Source organism: Sphingobium sp. CFD-2, from assembly GCF_024611135.1.
GTDB classification, from domain to species: Bacteria; Pseudomonadota; Alphaproteobacteria; order Sphingomonadales; family Sphingomonadaceae; genus Sphingobium; species Sphingobium fuliginis.
On record NZ_CP084405.1, the window covers coordinates 2,133,500 to 2,152,596 of the forward strand.

The following is a 19,097-nucleotide window of genomic DNA, read 5'->3' on the forward strand; positions in this document are numbered from 1 at the left end:
ACGGGTCTGCCCCGTCCCCGAACTCTCAGGGATTGCGGGCCAATACCCGATCGCAGGCGGAATTGGTCCCCTCGCTCTTCCCGATCACGCGCCCCGCCACGGCGCCCGCCGCACCGGCCAGCAGGGATTCGCCCAGACTGCCGCCGGCCAGCGCGCCGACGCCGGCCCCGCCCGCCGCACCGATCACCGTGCCCTTGTCCCGCCCCTTCTTCGCCTGGAGCAGGCAATAGCGCACATCATCCCGATCGCGCGGCGCGGCCCGCGCCACCCGCGCCCGCTCCTTGCCGTTCAGCGAAGCCGCCAGCACCGGCGAACCCACCAGAGCCAGCCCCGCCGCAGCCATCGTCCATCCGGCCAGTTTCATGACCAATCTCCTTGCAAATCAGACGAAAGGACTACGCAAACACCAGGTCATTGTTCCCCCATTACGAACCGGCAATGTCGGTCGATCATGGCCATAGCGCTCCTGCCTCCGCAGGACCGCGCAGGATCAGGCATCCCCCCAAATCCCCCGCACCCGCGCATCCCCGCGCCGCCCCAGCATCAACTCGGTCAACCCCCACACCAGGGCGTCGGCCCGATCCGGCGACCGCCCCGGCCCCTCATAGCCGCCGCCCAGCATCATCCCGCACATCTGGTCCTCCAGCGCGGGAAAGCCGCCCCGATGCGCCACCCGCCCGGCCTCATAAAGGGCCGCCACCGGCTCGGCCCGCGCCACCTTCCCCCGGCTCGCATGCACCAGCCGCACGGGCAGCCCGGCCTCGGCGGCGCGCAGCACGCTCTCGACCATCGCCCCGCCATTATTCGCCTCGGCCACCACCCGGTCCGCGCCATGCACCAGCGCCGCCGCCGCCACCGCCCGCGCCCAGCCCTCCGGCGTCGCGCCCTCCACCGTCGCATCGGCAATCACATAGGCGCGCCGATCCGCCCCCAGCCCGACGACCACGATCCCGCAGGCATCGCCATGCGCGGAGGCGGGCGGATCGACCGCCACCACCACCCGCGCCAGCCCGCCGCGCACATGCGCCACCCGGCACCGCTCCAGCAGATCGCGGGTCCACAGCGCGCCCTCGACTTCCTCGATCAACTCGCCCTCCAGCTCCTGCCGCCCCAGCCGCGTCCCGCCATAGCTCCGCTCCATCGCCGCCAGGAACCCTTCCGCCAGATGCGCGACATTGTCCGCCGTCCGCCCCCGCGTCACCACCACGTCGCCGCCGTTGCGCGCCACCAGCCCCCGCACCAGGGCGACGGGCCGCGGCGTCGTCGTCGCCAGCACGCGCGGCGCGCCGCCCAGCCGCATCCCCATCATCAGATTGTCCCACACCGCCTCGCCGCCCGCCCATTTGGCGATCTCGTCGGCCCAGCCATGGCTGAACTGCGGCCCGCGCAGCCCCTCCGCCTCCGCCGCGCCGTAAAGCGTGGCGATCGCGCCATTGGGCCAGACCAGCTTGCGCAGCGCCGGCGCGAAGACCGGCCGGTTCCACCAGGGCGCGATGGACAACAGGCCCGACGCCCCCTCCACCATCACCGCCCGCGCCTCGCCCAGCGTCGCGCCGACCAGCGCGATGCGCGCCGCCGGATCGCTCTCCGCGACCGAGCGCACCCACTCCGCCCCGGCCCGCGTCTTGCCGAACCCGCGCCCCGCCATCATCAGCCAGATGCGCCAGTCCCCTTCGGGCGCCAGTTGCTCCGGCCGCGCCAGCCAGCGCCAGTCATGCGCCAGCGCATCGGCCGCCGCCGCGCCCAGCCCGGCCAGCACCCGCTCGCGCGCCGCCTCCGGCAGATGCGCCAGCCGCTCGAAATCCGAAAGGGCCATGCGCCCGCCTCCATTCATCGATTTTCCACGGCGGCCGATTTGGCCGATCAGCCCCACATCCCTATATGCCCGCCATGAGTTCCATCCGCCCCGCCCGCGCCGCCGACGGCGCCCGCCTGCTCGACATCTGGCGCAAGGCCGTCGACGCGACCCATGATTTCCTGACTCCGGCAGACCGCACCGCGATAGAGGCGGAGGTCGCCGCCTTCCTCCCCCACGCGCCCGCCTGGCTCGCCACCGACCCGGACGATCACGCCATCGGCTTCATGCTGATCGACGGCACGCATATGGAGGCGCTGTTCATCGACCCCGCATGGCGCGGCCAGGGGGTCGGGCGCCGCCTGATCGACCACGCCCTGTCGCTCCACCCCACGCTCACCACGGACGTCAACGAACAGAATGCGCAGGCGATCGGCTTCTACGAAGCCATGCGCTTCGCCCGCACCGGCCGCTCCGACCAGGACGGCCAGGGCCGCCCCTACCCCCTGATCCACCTCCGCTACGCCCCCTGACGAGATAGCTGAAACGACCAGTTTTTGTCGTTCTTCGAGCCGCTCTGCGTCCCGAAAACCTGCCGTTGCAGGAATTGCTCGAAAGCCTATGATCAGCAAGCGCTTGGTCTGAGGGAAAATAATGTTTGTTTTTTGGTGGATGGGTCGAGGCTATGTCACCGCGCTAACCATATTTGGCACAATGATGGTTTTTGCGCTCATGCTCCAAATTGCGCAGCCCCTACTACCAGATCAACGATGGTATTGGGGGCTGTCGTTAATTGCAGCGGCTATGGTCAACTGGAAAGCGGGCAGCTATTTTAATCGAAAACGTTTGGCGAAGACACCTAAAAGAAATTTGAAGGAACGGCTACTGTATAAAGCTCCAAATCGCTTTATGTCTGTCCCAATGGAGACGTTTTCGATCGCAATATTTGCCGCCGGTTTAGCCTTGACGATCTATGGTGTCCTATATCCAGATGTCGGATAATCATCTTGCGTTACCCCAAAGCCGACTGCCCGCAAACCACCCTCCATCGGCTTTCCCGGCCTACGAATCGCGTCCAGCTTCCTGTAACCCGCTGGTCCGGCTCGGGATTAGAAAACTGCCCAGCGGCAAGCGACCATTTGTTGCCGCTTGGATCAGTAATTCGGGTTCCCGATCTCAGCCATCCCCTCATTTTTGAGATGACGTGGGTTGGGAAAGATGATTCTGCATTTCCGTGTCGAAGGGAGATCAGAATATCATGAACGGGAAGGCGGCGTTTTCTTCTGAAGCGGTCCATTCGTTTGTCGACGAACTGTTTGGCGAAGGCCTGCACGCGAAGCGGGTAAGATCGCTGGCGAATGCGACGGTGGGCGCGTTGCGGGCGTCATCGCTGGCGGTGAGCGCGATTGGCCACGGTCTCGCACTGGCTCAGGAAGGGCGCCTCTCGCGTCACGCGATCAAGCAGGTCGACCGGCTGCTGTCGAACGACGGGATTGATGTCGACGCGCTGATGGCCGACTGGGCCGGCTATTGCCTCGGTAGCCGCACCGAGATCGTCGTCGCCATGGACTGGACCGATTTCGATGCCGACGGGCACTCGACCCTGATGCTGTCGCTGCTTACCGAGCATGGCCGGGCGACGCCGCTACTGTGGTTGACGGTACGCAAGACGGAGCTGAAAGAGCGGCGCAATCATTATGAATATTGGATCATTACCCGGCTTGCCGAGCTATTGCCGACAGAAGTGAAGGTGCTGCTCGTCGCCGATCGCGGCTTTGGCGACACCAAGCTCTACGGCGTCCTCAAGGACGAGCTGCACTTCGACTATGTCATCCGCTTTCGCGGCAACATCAAGGTGACGGCCGCCGGGGAGAGCCGCCCGGCGAAGGAGTGGATCGGCCCATCGGGACGGGCCAGGCTGCTGCGCGAGGCGACAGTCACGGCGCAGGGTTGCCCGGTCGGCGCGGTCATGTGCGTCCACGCCAGGGACATGAAAGAGCCGTGGTGTCTCGCGACCAGCCTGACCACAGTGACGGCCAAGACCCTGATTGACCTCTACTCGCGGCGCTGGGGCATCGAATGCTCGTTCCGCGATGCCAAGGACTGGCGGTTCGGGATGGGCATGTCGGCAACCCGCGTCTCCACGCCCGCCCGGCGCGACAGGTTGTGGCTGATCGCCGCTCTCGCCATTGTGCTTCTGACCGTGCTCGGCGCCGCCGGGGAGGCCATCGGCTACGACCGGCATCTGCGCACCAGCACGACCAAAAGACGCGTGCATTCGCTGTTCCGCCAAGGGGTAATGTACTATCAACTGATCCCCAACATGACCGAAGATAGACTACGGCCTCTCATCCTGCAGTTCGAAAAGCTTATCCGCGAGCACCAGCTCCTCAAACGCACTTTCGGGATCATTTGAATGAGGGGATTCGTGAGGTTCCCGATTGCCGCCACTAAACGACTTGGCCGTTTGGTAATCGATACGGCACATGCAGAGCAGGATCGGGACTTTCGTGCCACTTTACGAGAAAATCCCAAGCTGCCTTTTCATGTGGGTGCGCCAGCCATCCCAGTTCCTCCCGATTTTTTCGATAGGTTTCGAGTAGCCCAGTTAAGGATTGCGGTATGCGATCAAGCCGGTCCTTGATGAGTCCGACCCACAGGTCAGCCGGAACCGGCAAGCCGTGTTCGACTTGAAAACGGCCCAATACATCGTCGTTCGCTATGTAATAGCCGACGAAGCCTCCCTGAAAAATACCGCTCTCCGTTCCCGGCTTATGTTGGTTCAACCACTGCCGAAGAGCGGGAATGTCGATGCCCACAACACCGAGAAGTCGAAACCCCCAAGGCCTGCGTTGCGCATCGGGATCGAAATAGGACGCGATCTCGCCAGACGATTGTTGCATCCAAACTTTATTCGCACCTTTGAAAAGGCGTTTTTCGAAAAAGCCTTCAGATTGAAAGGCTCGTGACAACTCCGTCCGAAAACTGCGAATGTCCATCGCCTACACCTATTCTACCGAAGCTGAGCTACAGATAGTTTCCTATGCCGACAGCCCAGAATTTCAAATGGATCTTCCGCAATCGGGAGAAATTCCGCCAAAGCCGCCATCCCCCTACCCCCCAAATCCCCTACCCCCCACTCCGCTTCCGCACCTCATCCAGCGCCACCCGCAACCGCTCCACCGCATCCTCGCCATCGGGCCGCTCCACGCTCTCCAGCCGCTGCATCTCCTCCACCTCCTTCTCATGCGCCCTGAACAGCAGCGCCTGGATCATGTGCGGATGCCCCCGCCTGATCTTCCGGCTCTTGACCGCCCCTTCCCCGTCCAGCACGATCTCCTCATCCTCCGTGCCGAACAGCGCCTGCCGCAGCATCAGCGCCCGCAATTCCTCATGCCCGATGCTCAGCGCCTGCTTCCAAGCCCGCGCAAATGCCGGATCGCGCCGCTTCAGATAATAGACGGTCGACAAGTTCCGCCCGACGACCCGCGCCGCCTCGCTGACGTTGCAAGTCAGCGCCAGCGTCTCCAGGAACTTCTGCCGCAGCGCCGGCGTCCAGCCATTCCGGCGCACCGCGCGCATCTGCGGCGCGACGCCCAGCGCCCCCTGCGGCCCATTCTCCAGCGCCAGCACCCGCTCGGGCGCATCGGCCCGCCCGCCGAACCGGCTCCTCTTCCCTTCTCCGTCCGCCACAGCCAATCCCCCGCATGCAAAGCAAAGGGGCCGGCCCTGACGAGGACCAGCCCTTCACCGCCTCATCGGCGACTCACATTTTCCCAATGTCGACCTATGTGCCAGAACAGCGTGACGATGTCAACAAAAATGTTCCATATGGGTTAAAACCTCCTCGCGGTTCACCGCCCTGCATCGTCCCCGCCAGCCACGCTGCGCGTATAATCGATCCTGATCCGAACCCAGCTCCCGACCATCACCTTGCCATTCACCCGCGGCGGCAGCACCAGAAATTGCCACGCAGCCAGCCGAACCGCCTTGGCAAAGCCGGACCCCATGGGCGATTCCCCCAGCGCCTGGCAGTTCTCGACATGGTAATGATCCACCGTCTTGCACGCGACCAGACCCCAGCCGCTTGTCGGCGCATCGGCGGGCAGATAGCCTGCCAGTTCCGCATGGCTCGGCCGCCGGTACCATTCCGCATCGAACAACTGCACGCCCCCCGGCCCCTCGCCCGGCCCCGCCGCCGCCGCGCTGTTGCCCTGCCCCGTCGCGCCGTCGGCCGCGCCCTTCTTCGCCATCCTGCCGATGTCGGCGGACGCCATCTGCTGGCTGTCCAGCACCAGGAACGGCAGCGGCGAGGGCTGCTGCTCGGTCGGCTTCACCACGGGACGGTCGCGCTTGACCACCGGCTGCTGCACCTGCCGCCGCGCCGATTTCTCCTGCTTCTTCTTCTCGCTCTTCTCGGCCTTGCTCTGCGCCTTCTCCGCCTTGGGCGCGGGCGCCATCTCGAACGTCACCGGATTGCGCAGGTCGGGCAGCCGGATCACCGGATCGGGCGCCAGCGTCAGCAACGCCAGCAGCAGCAACCCGTTGAACAGCAGCGCGAGCAGCAATCCGCCGCCGCGCTCGCGCCATTGGGAGGGAAGGGATAAGGTCAAATTCACTCGGATGCGCCGGGCCGGACTCATAAGGGGTCATGCCCAGACGCCGCCGCGCCGTCAACGCCGTGGCGTCAACAGATATCCTCCTCCCGGACGACAGGACGGCTTTCCCGGGTCGCCCGCATCCGGCTGGCCTTGTCGTCCGGGTCCGACGTCAGCACGACATGATCCTCATGCACCTCCAGCAGCACGCCGGCAAAGGGCATGCCCTCCAGACTGCCCGTGACCCGGTAGCTGACCGAATCCCCGACCTTGAACGTCGCGGGATCGGTATTGAACTCAAAGGGACAGGCGCCCTCTCCCATGCCAAGCATATGCGTCTCCTACACGGCAAAGCTACCGTGGCGACGCCGCACCGATCAAGGCCCCTGTCGCTTCCATCACAAGGGCGTTACAGGCCGGCCATGGACATACGCCTCGCCCGCCCGTCGGACCTCCCCCGGCTCCACCCGATCATAGAGCGCGCCTATCGCGGCGACACCGCCCGGCAAAGCTGGGCCATAGAGACCGCCCCGCCCGCCACCCCCCGCACCAGCATCGCCGCGCTGGAGGCGATCCTCGCCGACCCCGCCGAACGCCTGCTGGTCGCGCCCGCCCCGGACGACGCTCCCGTCGGCTGCGTCCAGATCTCCGACCGGGGCGACGGCCGCGCCTGTCTCGGCCTGCTCTGCGTCGATCCCGCGCTCCAGTCGGGGGGCCTCGGCCACCGCCTCATCGCCGCCGCCGAACAGCTCGCCGCGACCGCCTTCGGTACCCGGCGGATGGAAATGACCGTCATCTCCACCCACGACAATCTCATCCGATATTATCGAAGACGCGGCTACCGACCGACGGGAGAGACGCGCCCCTATCCCGTACCGCTCGATCCGCCGCAGCAGATGGTCGTCCTGGCAAAAGCACTGGCGGCCCGAAAGCAGTTGGGCTAGGGCCTCAACCCGATGCTCACCAAGCTCTACCAATGGACGCTGGCGAAAGCCGCCCACGCCCACGCCGAACGCTGGCTCTTCGCCATCAGCTTCATGGAAAGCAGCTTCTTCCCGATCCCGCCGCACCCGCTGCTGGGCCTGATGTGCCTCGCCCGCCCGGAACGCGCGATCCGCTTCGGGCTGATCTGCACCATCGCCTCGGTGCTGGGCGGGCTGTTCGGCTATGCCATCGGCCATTTCCTCTATGAAACGGTCGGGCAGCAGATATTGCACGCCCTCGGCCTCGCCGCGAAATTCCCCGTCGCCGCCTGCTATCTGCGCGATTATGGGGCGGAGATCATCCTGATCAAGGGCGCGACGCCGATCCCGTTCAAGCTCATCACCATCACGGCGGGCTTCATCGGCCTCTCCCTCTTCACCTTCCTCTGGGCGAGCGTCCTCAGCCGCGCCTTCCAGTTCATGCTGGTGGGTTTCCTGTTCTGGAAGTTCGGCCGCCCGATCAAGGCGTTTATCGAAAAATATCTCGGCCTGCTCTCCGCCGGCTTCCTGGTCCTGCTGGTCGGCGGCTTCATCGCGGCCTCCGCCCTGTCCGGCGGCGGGGACAAGAGCGACAAGTGCAGCCACGCCACCATGGCCACCCTGCACTGATCCGCACCGGCATGAAGGACATTCCGGCCCGCTTTCCGAAGCTCACCGCCCTGCTCGCCGGATTCGCGGCGGCCACCGGCTTCGAACCGCTGAAGCTCTGGCCAATCACCCTCGCCTGCTTCGCGCTGCTCATCCTCCTGATCGAACAGGCTCCCGACCGCCGCAGCGCTTTCCTGCGCGGCTGGCTGTTCGGCGTCGGCCATTTCACCCTCGGCCTCAACTGGATCGCCCACGCCTTCACCTTCCAGGACGCGATGCCCCACTGGTTCGGCTATGGCGCGGTGGTCCTCCTGTCCCTCTACCTCGCCTTCTATCCCGGCCTGGCCACGCTGGCGGCCCGGTGGCTGTACCATCTACAGAACAACGTGTTCCTGCGAAGGCACTGGAACGAGACAAGCGACTCGCGACAGCCCAGTCCCGCCGTCAGAACTGGACTCCTGCCTCCGCAGGAGCACGCCACACTTCCTTTCACCCTCCTCTTCGCCGCCTGCTGGCTGGCCTCGGAATATCTCCGCGCCACCGTCTTCACCGGCTTCGCCTGGAACCCGCTGGGCGTCACCCTCCTCCCCACCGGCATGGCGATCGCCTCCACCCTGATCGGCACCTACGGCCTCGGCGCGCTCGCCATACTGGCGTCGGGCGCGCTCCTCCTCGCCCTCCGCCGCCAGTTCCGCCCCGCCGCCGCCCTCATTACACCCCTCATCGCCCTGACCCTGTGGGGCAATCTCTCCCCCGCCCCGCCCACTCCCGCAGGCGCCCCCAAAATCCGCGTGGTCCAGCCCAATATCGGCCAGGACGAAAAATATTCGCCCGAACTCGAACAGGCCCATTTCCAGACCCTCGCCACCCTCTCCGGCACGCCGCGCCCGGCCCCGCGCCTGATCTTCTGGCCCGAAGCCGCCATCCCCGCCTATCTCGACATGGAACCCGACTGGCGCGCCCGCCTCGCTGCATTGCTGGGCCCCGGCGACCTGCTCATGACCGGCGCGACCAAGGTCTATTTCAAACAGGTCGAGAAAGATGGCGTCCCGGAAAACGCGCTGGCCGGCGCGAACAACAGCCTGTTCGTCGTGAACGCCCAGGCCCGCCTGCTCGGCCGCTACGACAAGTCCCATCTCGTCCCCTATGGCGAATATCTGCCGATGCGCCAGATTCTCCAGCCGCTCGGCCTGTCCCGCCTCGTCCCCGGCGCCGTCGACTTCTGGCCCGGCCCCGGCCCGCAAAGCCTGGCCCTGCCCGCCACGCTGGGCCGCCCGCCGCTCAGGATGGGCGTGCAGATCTGCTACGAGATCATCTTCTCCGGCCAGGTGGTGGACGAAGCCAACCGTCCCGACTTCCTGTTCAACCCCTCCAACGACGCCTGGTTCGGCAGTTGGGGCCCGGTCCAGCATCTGGCGCAGGCCCGCCTCCGCGCGCTGGAGGAGGGCATCCCCATCATCCGCTCCACCCCCACCGGAATCTCCGCGGTGGTCGACGCCCGCGGCCATATCCTCGGCAGCATCGGCCACCACCGCGCCGGTTTTCTCGACACCGCGCTCCCCCCCGCGCTGCCGCCGACGATCTTCGCGCGATTCGGCAATCTTCTCCCCTTCGCCTTTGCAGCGCTGCTCGTCCTCGCCTGCATCCCACTTGCCCGGTTGCGCGGCAGCCGCTAAGGCATCCACTGCACATAAAGATTTCTTTATACGCAGACACAGCATCAGACTGGAGCAACCATGCGTTCGAACTACCTCTTCACCTCGGAATCCGTTTCCGAAGGCCATCCCGACAAGGTCGCGGACCAGATTTCCGACGCCATCGTCGACCTCTTCCTGTCGAAAGACTCCGAAGCCCGCATCGCCTGCGAAACGCTGACCACGACGCAGCTCGTCGTCCTCGCCGGGGAAATCCGCTGCAAGGGCGTCTATGAAAATGGCGAATGGGCGCCGGGCGCGCAGGAAGAGATCGAACGCACCGTCCGCGACACGGTAAAGCGCATCGGCTACGAACAGGACGGCTTCCACTGGGAAACTTTCCGCTTCGAAAACAATCTCCACGCCCAGTCGGCGCACATCGCGCAGGGCGTCGACGCCGCCGGCAACAAGGATGAAGGCGCGGGCGACCAGGGCATCATGTTCGGCTTCGCCTGCGACGAAACGCCCGACCTCATGCCCGCCACGCTGGACTACAGCCACAAGATCCTGGCGAAGATGGCCGCCGACCGCCACAGCGGCCGCGCCCCCTTCCTGGAACCCGACGCCAAGAGCCAGGTGACGCTGCGCTTCGAAAACGGCAAGCCCGCCGCCGCCACCGCCATCGTCGTCTCGACCCAGCACGCGCCGGGCTATGACGCGGGCGAAAAGGAAGCCGAACTCAAAAATTACGTGAAGGGCGTCGTCGCGGAAATCCTGCCCGGCGAACTGCTCTCGGATGAGACCGTCTATCACATCAACCCGACCGGCAGCTTCGAAATCGGCGGCCCGGACGGCGACGCAGGCCTCACCGGCCGCAAGATCATCGTCGACACCTATGGCGGCGCCTCGCCCCATGGCGGCGGCGCGTTCAGCGGCAAGGACCCGACCAAGGTGGATCGCTCGGCCGCCTATATCACCCGCTATCTCGCAAAGAACATCGTCGCCGCCGGTCTCGCGAAGCGCTGCACTATCCAGCTCGCCTACGCCATCGGCGTTTCCGAACCGCTGTCGCTCTATGTCGACACCCACGGCACCGGGACGGTCGGGGACGACAGGATCGAACAGGCGATCAAGAACATCAAGGAACTGGGCGGCCTCACCCCGCGCGGCATCCGCACCCATCTCGGCCTCAACAAGCCGATCTACCAGCCGTCCGCCGCCTATGGCCATTTCGGACGCAAGGCGGAGGGCGACTTCTTCCCCTGGGAACGCACCGACCTGGTGGAAAAGCTCAAGGCCGCCCTTTAAGGCGCGCGGGGATTCCGTTCAGGGCAAGGCGAAAAAAGCTCGAAGCGCAGTTCGGCAGGTAAGCGCCGGAAGCGCGGAAAGCCGCCATTTGCAGCCGCCATGGGCTGAATCCCACACACCCGATCCGGGTCGGGAAAGCACATCGCATCAGGGGTTGCCGGTCGCCCGGCAGCCCCTTTTTCATGGCCCCTTACCCTTCCTTAACCATGCTCCGCCTAGCGCCGGATGGATCAAGGAGACATGGTTTGGCCTCTTCCCTCTCTTACGGCGCCCACGGCGCCGAAGCCGCGTGGACAGCCCTCAACCGCAGCCAGGCGGTGATCGAATTCGCGCTGGACGGCACGATCCTGACGGCCAACGCCAATTTCCTGGCCCTGATGGGCTATGGGCTGGAAGAGATTGCGGGCAAGCACCACCGGATCTTCTGCACGCCGGACCATGCCGCATCCCAGGAATATGCCGATTTCTGGCAGAAGCTCGGTTACGGCGCCTTCGACGCCGGCGCCTATGAGCGCCGCGACCGCAACGGCCGCGAAATCTGGTTGCAGGCCACCTATAATCCCGTCTTCGAAGCCGACGGCACATTGCGCAAGGTCGTGAAGATCGCCACCGACATCACCCGCCAGGTCCGGCAGGAACGGGAGGCGCGTCATCGCCTGGCCGACAGCCATCGCCTCCAGCACGATCTGGAGCGGCAGAAGAATGCGCTGGAAAAGACGATGACCCAATTGGCCGACATCGTCTCGACCATCCGCGGCATCGCCGCCCAGACCAACATGCTCGCCCTCAACGCCCGGATAGAGGCCGCCCGCGCCGGGGAGGCCGGCCGCGGCTTCGCCGTCGTCGCGGGCGAGGTCAAGAAACTGGCCGACGACACCCGCATCGCCACCGAACGCGCCGCGGCCATGATGCAGCAGGAACGGATCGGCCTGACGGACCGGCAATCGGCGGCCTGACAGGCCCCCCGCATGGCGGCAACATGACGAAAAGTTCATTGGCATGCCGCCCGCAAAACGCCCATAAGCAGGGCGTCGGACCCGCACCCCTGTCGGGTCCGGCAACCTCTTTCCAAGGGGAATGCGATGACCAGGCCACTGACTTCCGCCCTCCTCGGCCTCGCCCTCATGACCGGCAGCGTAGCCCCAGCGTTGGCCGCGCCATGCAAGGACGCCAAGGGCAAGTTCGTCAAATGTCCGCCCAAGCCGGTCGCCAAGAAGGGACCGTGCAAGGACGCCAAGGGCCGCTTCGCCAAGTGCAAATGACCTGACGGGTTCGCATCGGTCCCGGCCCATCGCCTCCCAAAGGAACAAGCCCGACGCCGCCCACGGCGTCAGGCCTAAGCCTCCTGTCCCCGGCATCATCTCCTCAACAACGGGGACAGGAGGCGCCCCATGACGCTCCCCTCCTTACCCCATCCCCCTCCCGCATTTTTCGATCCGGCAGGTGATTTCACTCGCACCGAAAATGCTCTATCCGCCCGCGCATGACAGCGCATAAATCCGGCGATCCCACCACGCTCAACCGCCTCTACGGCCGCCAGTCCGGGCACAAGCTCCGCAAGGGGCAACAGGAACTGGTCGATTCCCTGCTGCCCGCCCTCTCCGTGCCTGAGGAAGGGGATGTCACCGCCGCGGGCCTGTTCGGCTACGACCGTCCCCTGCATTTCGAAATCGGCTTCGGCGGCGGCGAACATCTCGCCTATCGCGCCGACCTGCTGCCCGATCACGGCTTCATCGGCTGCGAACCGTTCCTGAACGGCGTCGTCACCGCGCTCGGCCATATCCGCGACAGGGCGCTGGGCAATGTCCGCCTCCACATGGGCGACGCGCTCTCCGTGCTCGGCCGGATTCCGGACGGCTCGCTCAGCTTCGTCTATCTGCTCCACCCCGACCCCTGGCCCAAGGCCCGCCACGCCAAGCGCCGCATGATGAACCCCGGCCCGGTCGCGATGATCGCGCGCAAGCTGAAGCCGGGCGGCGAATTCCGCTTCGGCACGGACCATCCCGTCTATCTGCGCTGGGCGCTGATGGTGATGAACGGCCATCCCGATTTCGAATGGCTGGCGGGCTCTCCCACGGATTTCCAGCGCCGCCCCGGCGGCTGGCCCGAAACCCGCTACGAAGCGAAAGCGCGCAGCCTGGGCCATGAAGTATGGTACTTCCGTTACCGCCGCCGCTGATCGCCGTCCCGGCCCTCTCCAAAAAGAAACCCCGCCGGAGCAAGCTCCACGGCGGGGCCAAGGTTCAGGGAGGTGTCACTCCAAGGGGGAAGAGTGACCACATCAATCTAGGGCTCCCATCCGGCAATTCAAGGGCTTGCCGGCCCTCCTTTCCCCGCGACACGCCATCGTCCCCGCAATCGCCACATCTTCATTGACCGTTCAGCCCCCCTCCATCAATCTCACGGCCAGATCGCAACGCCGTGAAAGACCGACAGGTGCCGAAGCCATATTGGGCGTTTCTTCTTCCGACGCTCCTGTTTCCCGCCTCCCTCGTCACCGCCGCCCACGCCGAAACCTATTATGTCGATTCCCGCCAGGGCGACGACAATGCGGACGGCACCGCCGGCAACCGGGCCTGGCGCTCGCTCACGCGGGTCAATGGCTGGCCGCTCCGGCCCGGCGACCGCGTCCTGCTGGCCGCCGGATCGGTCTGGCGGGAACCGCTGACGATCGCCCGCTCGGGCAAGGCGGGATCGCCCATCACGGTCGGCGCGACCGGCTCCGGCCCGCGCCCGCGCATCGATGCGGGCGGCGTTTCGGAATATGCCGTCGGCGTGATCGACGCCGATCACGTCACGATCAGTGGGCTGGAAGTCACCAACGCCGCCCCCTCGCCGGCCCCGCGCATCGGCATATTGGTGCGCGCCGAAAACCGCGGGGTGACGCGGGGCATCCGCATCAGCGACAATTATGTCCACGATGTCCGCGGCACCAACGACCGCAAGGACAATGGCGGCATCCTGTTCCGCGCCACCGGCCGGCAGCTCGCCACCCGCTTCCAGGACCTCGCGATCGAGCGGAACATCCTGTGGCGCGTCGATCGGTCCGGCATCGCCGGGATCAGCGACCGGGTATCCCTCCTCGACTGGTTCCCCAGCAGGAAGGTGGTGATCCGCGACAATTATCTGGAGGACATCGGCGGCGACGGCATCGTCCCCCGCGGCACGGACGGCGCCCTGATCGAACATAATATCGTCCTCCACGCCGGCAGCCGCGCGCCCGGCTACAATGCCGGCATCTGGCAGTGGAGCACCGACAACAGCCTGATCCAGCTCAACGAGGCGGCCCATACCCGCACCCGCTATGACGGCCAGGGCTTCGATTCCGACTTCAACTCGCGCCGGACGACCTTCCTCTACAATTACAGCCACGACAATGCCGGCGGCTTCCTGCTGATCTGCTCGCCCCGCCGCAACGACAAGGACAATCTGGGCAATCGCGGCACGCTGGCGCGCTTCAACGTCAGCCGCAACGACGGCGCCCGCATCTTCCAGCTTTCCGGCAATGTGTCGGACGCCCGGATCGAAAGGAACGTCATCCATGTCGGCCCGGCGATGGATGTGCAGATGATCGTCGCCACCGAATGGCAGGGCTGGGCGCGCGGAGTCCGCTTCGCGCGCAATGTCTTCAAGGTGGCGGGCACCGCCCGCTACGGCAGCGAGAGCGGGCGCAGCGGCCCCGACTATCTGATCCGGGCCGGCTTCGCCCCGGCCGAATCGATCCGCTTCCGGCGGAACAGCTATTTCGGCAGCCATATCGACCTGCCGGACGATGGCGCCGGCCAGACCATCCAGCCCTATCAGGAAATCGCGTCGGACTGGGACGTGCCCAGGTTCGATCCCGCCAGCCCCGACGCTTTCCCCGAATTCATCGACCGCCACCGGAACTGGATGCTGGCGATGCTGGGGCGCGAACTGGGAACCCCCGTCCGGCTCCGGCAACCACGGGCCAGTTCCGCCTTCGAAACCCGCCGCTGACCCGATCCCCCTCCGCCAAAGGCAAAGGAGCCCCGCCCCTTGCGAAGGAAGGCGGGGCTTCAGTTGGGTCGCACACAGGACGATGCCTGCGGACGGCAATAGGACATAGTTCAGCCGGGAAGTCGATTGCGATAATCTAGACCTGGATCAAGCGCATGGAGGGCCATGACGGCGGAAAAAGGCAACGGCGCGCCGGGTCCGGCCCGCCGCGCCGTCATCGCCGCGTCCCTCGCGCCCCTCCCCCCGGACGGGCCCGGACCGCTCGCTCAGTTCGCCTTGCTCAGATCCACCTTCTCGACCCATTCGGGATAGAAGGTCGGCTCCCGGTTCGACCATCCGACCGCCGTCGCCGCCGCTTCGCTGATCGACTGGAGCAGCGCCCGGCGCTTTTCGGGGTGGAGGTGCGGCAGGCTGGCCGCCGCGCAGAAGGCTCCCGGCAGCCATGGCCGCGATCCCGCACCCAACAGCCGCTCATACAGGAAGCGATAGGCGGAAAAGCTGCACAACCGGTCCTGCCCCAGGTCGAAGGCGGAAACCGTCACCAGCGGCGCCATGAAAGGCTCCATCTGGTCCAGGCCGCTGTCATCGGGCACCCGCGCCTTGATCTCCTCCAGCCGCCCGTAGATCCGCGCCTGCGCGCGAATGCTGGCTTCCTCCACCATGTCGCGCGACCACAGCTTCATGGCGTCGCGCCGATGAAGTCCGATGTCCAGCGATCTTCGGATGTAACGCTGCGTGGCGGCCGGGAAACTGGCGAATTCACGCAACTCCGCCAGGGTAATCGCCCCGTCCGCAGGTCTTGCACTCGTGCCCATGCTTTTGCCCTCCGACTTCAAGTCGTAAGCAGAACATGCGCCCCCGATGGTTACTGCAAGCTTAAGCGCCGGTTCTGCCGACAGACACAGGGAATCATTTTTCCTTGTGCAGCGCAACATGTAATTTTTATGAATGCGCCCAATCGAGTAGCATGAGCCGGTTCGCCGCCCATCCCCCGCCGGCATTGTCCGGCGGCAGACGCTTTCCTCGAAACGGGCTTCATTCCTGCGAGGCGCTCGAATGCGGCGAATGGCTCATGCGCGCACAACAAAGCGGTCCGATAATCCGCCAGGGTGGAGGCTCGGCTCCCGATCCCTTCAAGCAGGACAGGCCGATCGGCAAGGGCAACCCAAACCCGGCCGCCGCCATGGAGCGCGCCATGTTAAACCGGATGCAGGCCGCGCTCGAATTTTCCGCTGTCGCATCGTTTTCAGCCGCATCCTTTTCAGCGCAAAACACCCATCCACGACCGGCTCAGGACAGGCGCTTCTGCGCGATGCCCTACCCGGCCCTGCGCTCCAGCACCGCGCCGATCATGCTGCGCCAAACGGCCACGTCGCCCGCCTGCGCCATTTGGGCATCGGGCTCCCGCAGCGTGTGCAGGATCGCATAGGCATCGTCGACATGGTCCTGCCAACTGGCATCGACTGCGCTCGCCGCATGCGGATCGTTGCCCTCGCCGTTCAGGCTGAGCTGGCGCCCGGCCAGCACGCGGGCAATGCGTTCGATCGCGGGAGTGGCGGAAGTCGGCATATGAAGTGGCTCCTCTCACCTGCGGAGGGCAACGCGCGGCTGCCCTCCCAACCGATCATATCACGATTTCCCCTATCGTCTATCGCCCGTCCTTCCGATCCTCGCCGTCCGGCCGATCCCTGCCTTCCGGAAAACCGGAAGACGGGACCGGATCGCCATGATCGCCCGGCGCGGTCGCCGATGGCGGATCGGACGCATCCATGCTGTCCATCAATCCCTCGTCCAGCTTCTCCTCCGTCGTCACCGCATGGTCCTGCGCGTCGGTAGGCCGCCTGTCGTCGGCTTCCTCGCGGCTGTTGGGCCGAATATCGGTCTTGTCGCTCATCATGCTCTCCTTTTTTGGCGCGCCGGCGCCTCGAACCATGAAACGGACGGCGGCAAGGGCGGGTTCCGCCCGCCGCCCCTATCGACCAACGCATGGAACCCTTCGACCAGCTTCGCCGCCAAGGGGCGACAGACGCCGCGCCTTGTCCTAGACTTTCGCCCATGAGCATAAAAAACGAGGACGGCGAGCCTGGCGTGCCGCCGACGGTCGCACTTTATTCGATATTGGGTTTCTGGTTCTTCTACGCGGTGCTGGTGACGCTGCGCGCCTCCGTCATGGGGTTCGAGGCGCAGGGGGCCATGGCCGCGCGCCGCGCGGTGGTGACGGTGATCGGCATCGTCGTCACCTGGGTCCTCTATCTCTGCCTGCGCCGCTTCGACCGCCAGCCGCTGACGACGCGCATCGTCGCCGCCTTCTCGCTCGCCGCGCCCTTCGCGCTGGCGACGGCGGCCGCCAATTTCTACGTCTTCAACATCTACGACCCGGCCTCGCTGTTTCCTGACGCCGATTATCAGAAATATGCGAGCGAACAGGGCTTCGCCCTGATGCAGATCGTGGAGGACGCGATCAGCCGCTATTTCTTCCTCGCCGCCTGGGCCGGCCTGTACCTCGCCCTCTCCTACGCCAGCGAGGCGCATCGCGTCGAACGCCGCGCCGACCGGCTGGAACGCGCCGCCCAGCAGGCCGAACTGCGCTCCCTGCGCTATCAGGTGAACCCCCATTTCCTGTTCAACACGCTGAACTCGCTCTCTTCGCTGGTCATGAAGGACCGGCGCGACGAGGCGGAACAGATGATCCTCTCCCTCTCCAATTTCTACCGCACCAGCCTGACCGGCGACCCACTGGAGGACGTCTCGCTGGAGGAGGAAGTGCATCTCCAGAAACTCTATCTGGACATCGAAGCGGTGCGCTTCCCGGATCGCCTGTCGACCAGCATCCGCATCCCGGACACCCTGCTCAATGCCTGCGTTCCCGGCCTGATCCTGCAACCGCTGGTGGAAAATGCGATCAAATATGGCGTGTCGCGCACCTCCAGCCCAGTGACCATCGCCATCGAAGCGCGGGAGGAGGAGGGCATGCTCCACATCAGCGTCACCGACAATGGCGACAAGCCGCCCAGCGAAGCGGACGCGGGCAGCGGCATCGGCCTCGCCAATGTGCGCGACCGCCTGACCGCCCGCTTCGGGGAACGAGGCCGGATCGACTATGGCCCGCGCGCGGGGGGAGGCTTCGCGGTGGACCTGACCCTCCCCATCATCCGCCGGAGCTAGGCCGTATCGACATTCAACTTGAAAATATAAGCGACGTCATGCTGAACTTGTTTCAGCATCCATTTCTCCCCCGCAACCGCAGGTGGGTAGAGGCACAATGGATGCTGTCGCCGCAGCCTGGAGCGTTTTCCAAGCAGATGGAATCATCTGCCGACTCGGAAAACGCGACAAAACAAAAACCTAGAGCAGTCGAGCCGATGCAATCGGATCGGAATCTGCTCTAGGGTACGGAATTTCCCCATCCTTGGCGCAATCCGTGAAAGGTCGAACCCATGCCCATCCGAACGCTGATCGTCGACGACGAACCATTGGCGGTCGAACGCCTCCAGATGCTGTGCGCCCGCGAACCGCGCATCGCGCTGGTCGGCACCGCCAGCGACGGGGAGGCGGCGCTGCGCCTGATCGAGGGGCTGGAACCGGACCTGGTGATGCTCGACATCGCCATGCCGCTGCTCGACGGCATCGGCGTGGCGCGGGCGACCTCGCGCATGGGCATCTGCCCGGCAGTGATCTTCGTCACCGCTTTCGAAGGTTTCGCGGTGGAGGCCTTCGACCTTGCCGCCGTGGACTATCTGCTGAAGCCGGTGGCCCATGAACGCCTGTCCCGCGCCATCGACCGCGTCGAACAGGCGCTGGGCAACCGCACCGTCCCCTCCCCCGCCACCAGCACGCAGGACGAACCCGAGTGGGCGGAGGAATTCTGGGTGCCGCACCGTTCCGAACTGATCCGCATCGGCGCGGTCCAGATCGACCGGATCGAGGCGGAACGCGACTATATGCGGCTGCATGTGGGGGCCAACAGCTATCTGCTGCACCAGACGATCAGTTCGCTGGAAAACCGGCTGGACCCGCAGCAGTTCGTCCGCCTGCACCGCTCCCACATCGTGCGCCGCGACCATATCTCCCGGCTGCGCCACGACGGCAGCGGCGTCTGGTCAGCCTGCCTCGCGGACGGCACGGAAATCCGCATCGGCCGCACCTATCTCACCAACGCCCGCGCCATGGCAGGCCGCTGACCCCTTCAATCCATCGCAGATGGGAAGGGAAA

General features: G+C 65.5%; 22 protein-coding genes. 13 read left to right on the top strand and 9 right to left on the bottom strand.

The window, feature by feature from the left end; all coding sequences use genetic code 11:
* Positions 1–25: 25 nt before the first annotated feature.
* Both LDB29_RS10370 and LDB29_RS10375 read right to left on the bottom strand, forming a co-directional pair.
* The gene (locus tag LDB29_RS10370; protein ID WP_044662602.1) at positions 26–364 is read right to left on the bottom strand and encodes a hypothetical protein; all 339 of its coding nucleotides are present in this window, start codon (positions 362–364) and stop codon (positions 26–28) included.
* Positions 365–490: 126 nt separating this feature from the next.
* The gene (locus LDB29_RS10375; protein WP_025552161.1) at positions 491–1,816 is read right to left on the bottom strand and encodes a DNA-packaging protein; all 1,326 of its coding nucleotides are present in this window, start codon (positions 1,814–1,816) and stop codon (positions 491–493) included.
* 65 nt (positions 1,817–1,881) lie between these two features.
* On the opposite strand from LDB29_RS10375, the gene LDB29_RS10380 reads away from it, so the two are divergent.
* The 3 genes from LDB29_RS10380 (at position 1,882) to LDB29_RS10390 (ending at position 4,211) form a co-directional block, all read left to right on the top strand.
* The gene (locus tag LDB29_RS10380; protein ID WP_037484348.1) at positions 1,882–2,328 is read left to right on the top strand and encodes an acetyltransferase; all 447 of its coding nucleotides are present in this window, start codon (positions 1,882–1,884) and stop codon (positions 2,326–2,328) included.
* Between the two features lie 121 nt (positions 2,329–2,449).
* Positions 2,450–2,797, top strand: coding sequence for a hypothetical protein (locus LDB29_RS10385; protein WP_128830892.1), 348 nt, complete (start codon positions 2,450–2,452; stop codon positions 2,795–2,797).
* 256 nt (positions 2,798–3,053) lie between these two features.
* The gene (locus tag LDB29_RS10390) at positions 3,054–4,211 is read left to right on the top strand and encodes an IS4 family transposase (protein WP_087575690.1); all 1,158 of its coding nucleotides are present in this window, start codon (positions 3,054–3,056) and stop codon (positions 4,209–4,211) included.
* Between the two features lie 34 nt (positions 4,212–4,245).
* On the opposite strand, the gene LDB29_RS10395 is transcribed toward LDB29_RS10390, so the two are convergent.
* The 4 genes from LDB29_RS10395 to LDB29_RS10410 all read right to left on the bottom strand — a co-directional run bounded on the left by LDB29_RS10395 (position 4,246) and on the right by LDB29_RS10410 (position 6,725).
* Positions 4,246–4,794 (bottom strand): hypothetical protein, encoded by a 549-nt coding sequence (locus tag LDB29_RS10395; protein WP_128830893.1) that lies wholly within the window; start codon positions 4,792–4,794, stop codon positions 4,246–4,248.
* Positions 4,795–4,924: 130 nt separating this feature from the next.
* A complete protein-coding gene (locus tag LDB29_RS10400; RefSeq protein ID WP_044663186.1) occupies positions 4,925–5,488 on the bottom strand; it encodes a hypothetical protein in 564 nt (187 codons plus the stop codon).
* Between the two features lie 161 nt (positions 5,489–5,649).
* Entirely contained in the window at positions 5,650–6,438 is a 789-nt protein-coding gene (locus tag LDB29_RS10405; RefSeq protein WP_173676438.1) for a hypothetical protein, read from the bottom strand.
* Positions 6,439–6,482: 44 nt separating this feature from the next.
* Entirely contained in the window at positions 6,483–6,725 is a 243-nt protein-coding gene (locus LDB29_RS10410) for a hypothetical protein (protein ID WP_025551538.1), read from the bottom strand.
* Between the two features lie 90 nt (positions 6,726–6,815).
* Here LDB29_RS10410 and LDB29_RS10415 point away from each other — a divergent pair, with 90 nt between their 5' ends.
* The 8 genes from LDB29_RS10415 (at position 6,816) to LDB29_RS10455 (ending at position 14,884) form a co-directional block, all read left to right on the top strand.
* Positions 6,816–7,337, top strand: a complete 522-nt coding sequence (locus tag LDB29_RS10415) for a GNAT family N-acetyltransferase (protein WP_025551536.1) — start codon at positions 6,816–6,818, stop codon at positions 7,335–7,337.
* Positions 7,338–7,349: 12 nt separating this feature from the next.
* A complete protein-coding gene (locus tag LDB29_RS10420) occupies positions 7,350–7,985 on the top strand; it encodes a YqaA family protein (RefSeq protein ID WP_025551535.1) in 636 nt (211 codons plus the stop codon).
* Between the two features lie 11 nt (positions 7,986–7,996).
* Positions 7,997–9,640 (top strand): apolipoprotein N-acyltransferase, encoded by a 1,644-nt coding sequence (gene lnt / locus LDB29_RS10425; protein ID WP_257557024.1) that lies wholly within the window; start codon positions 7,997–7,999, stop codon positions 9,638–9,640.
* 60 nt (positions 9,641–9,700) lie between these two features.
* Positions 9,701–10,906 (top strand): methionine adenosyltransferase, encoded by a 1,206-nt coding sequence (gene metK / locus LDB29_RS10430; protein WP_025551531.1) that lies wholly within the window; start codon positions 9,701–9,703, stop codon positions 10,904–10,906.
* A gap of 245 nt (positions 10,907–11,151) precedes the next feature.
* Complete coding sequence (locus LDB29_RS29285) at positions 11,152–11,862, top strand: methyl-accepting chemotaxis protein (RefSeq protein ID WP_025551529.1); 711 nt, start codon at positions 11,152–11,154, stop codon at positions 11,860–11,862.
* Between the two features lie 126 nt (positions 11,863–11,988).
* Positions 11,989–12,168 (top strand): hypothetical protein, encoded by a 180-nt coding sequence (locus LDB29_RS10445; RefSeq protein WP_025551528.1) that lies wholly within the window; start codon positions 11,989–11,991, stop codon positions 12,166–12,168.
* Between the two features lie 221 nt (positions 12,169–12,389).
* Entirely contained in the window at positions 12,390–13,085 is a 696-nt protein-coding gene (locus LDB29_RS10450) for a tRNA (guanosine(46)-N(7))-methyltransferase TrmB (protein ID WP_025551526.1), read from the top strand.
* A gap of 257 nt (positions 13,086–13,342) precedes the next feature.
* A complete protein-coding gene (locus LDB29_RS10455; protein WP_025551525.1) occupies positions 13,343–14,884 on the top strand; it encodes a right-handed parallel beta-helix repeat-containing protein in 1,542 nt (513 codons plus the stop codon).
* A gap of 266 nt (positions 14,885–15,150) precedes the next feature.
* On the opposite strand, the gene LDB29_RS10460 is transcribed toward LDB29_RS10455, so the two are convergent.
* The 3 genes from LDB29_RS10460 to LDB29_RS10470 form a co-directional block, all read right to left on the bottom strand.
* A complete protein-coding gene (locus LDB29_RS10460; protein WP_025551523.1) occupies positions 15,151–15,699 on the bottom strand; it encodes a hypothetical protein in 549 nt (182 codons plus the stop codon).
* A 502-nt stretch (positions 15,700–16,201) separates the two neighbouring features.
* Positions 16,202–16,453 carry a hypothetical protein gene (locus LDB29_RS10465; RefSeq protein ID WP_025551521.1) on the bottom strand — a complete coding sequence of 84 codons (252 nt, stop codon included), beginning with the start codon at positions 16,451–16,453 and terminating at the stop codon, positions 16,202–16,204.
* 79 nt (positions 16,454–16,532) lie between these two features.
* Positions 16,533–16,778, bottom strand: coding sequence for a hypothetical protein (locus LDB29_RS10470; protein WP_229742423.1), 246 nt, complete (start codon positions 16,776–16,778; stop codon positions 16,533–16,535).
* Positions 16,779–16,939: 161 nt separating this feature from the next.
* Here LDB29_RS10470 and LDB29_RS10475 point away from each other — a divergent pair, with 161 nt between their 5' ends.
* Together LDB29_RS10475 and LDB29_RS10480 are read left to right on the top strand one after the other, a co-directional pair.
* Positions 16,940–18,049 carry a sensor histidine kinase gene (locus LDB29_RS10475; protein WP_099185668.1) on the top strand — a complete coding sequence of 370 codons (1,110 nt, stop codon included), beginning with the start codon at positions 16,940–16,942 and terminating at the stop codon, positions 18,047–18,049.
* Positions 18,050–18,321: 272 nt separating this feature from the next.
* Positions 18,322–19,065 (top strand): LytTR family DNA-binding domain-containing protein, encoded by a 744-nt coding sequence (locus LDB29_RS10480; protein WP_025552126.1) that lies wholly within the window; start codon positions 18,322–18,324, stop codon positions 19,063–19,065.
* Positions 19,066–19,097: the final 32 nt, after the last annotated feature.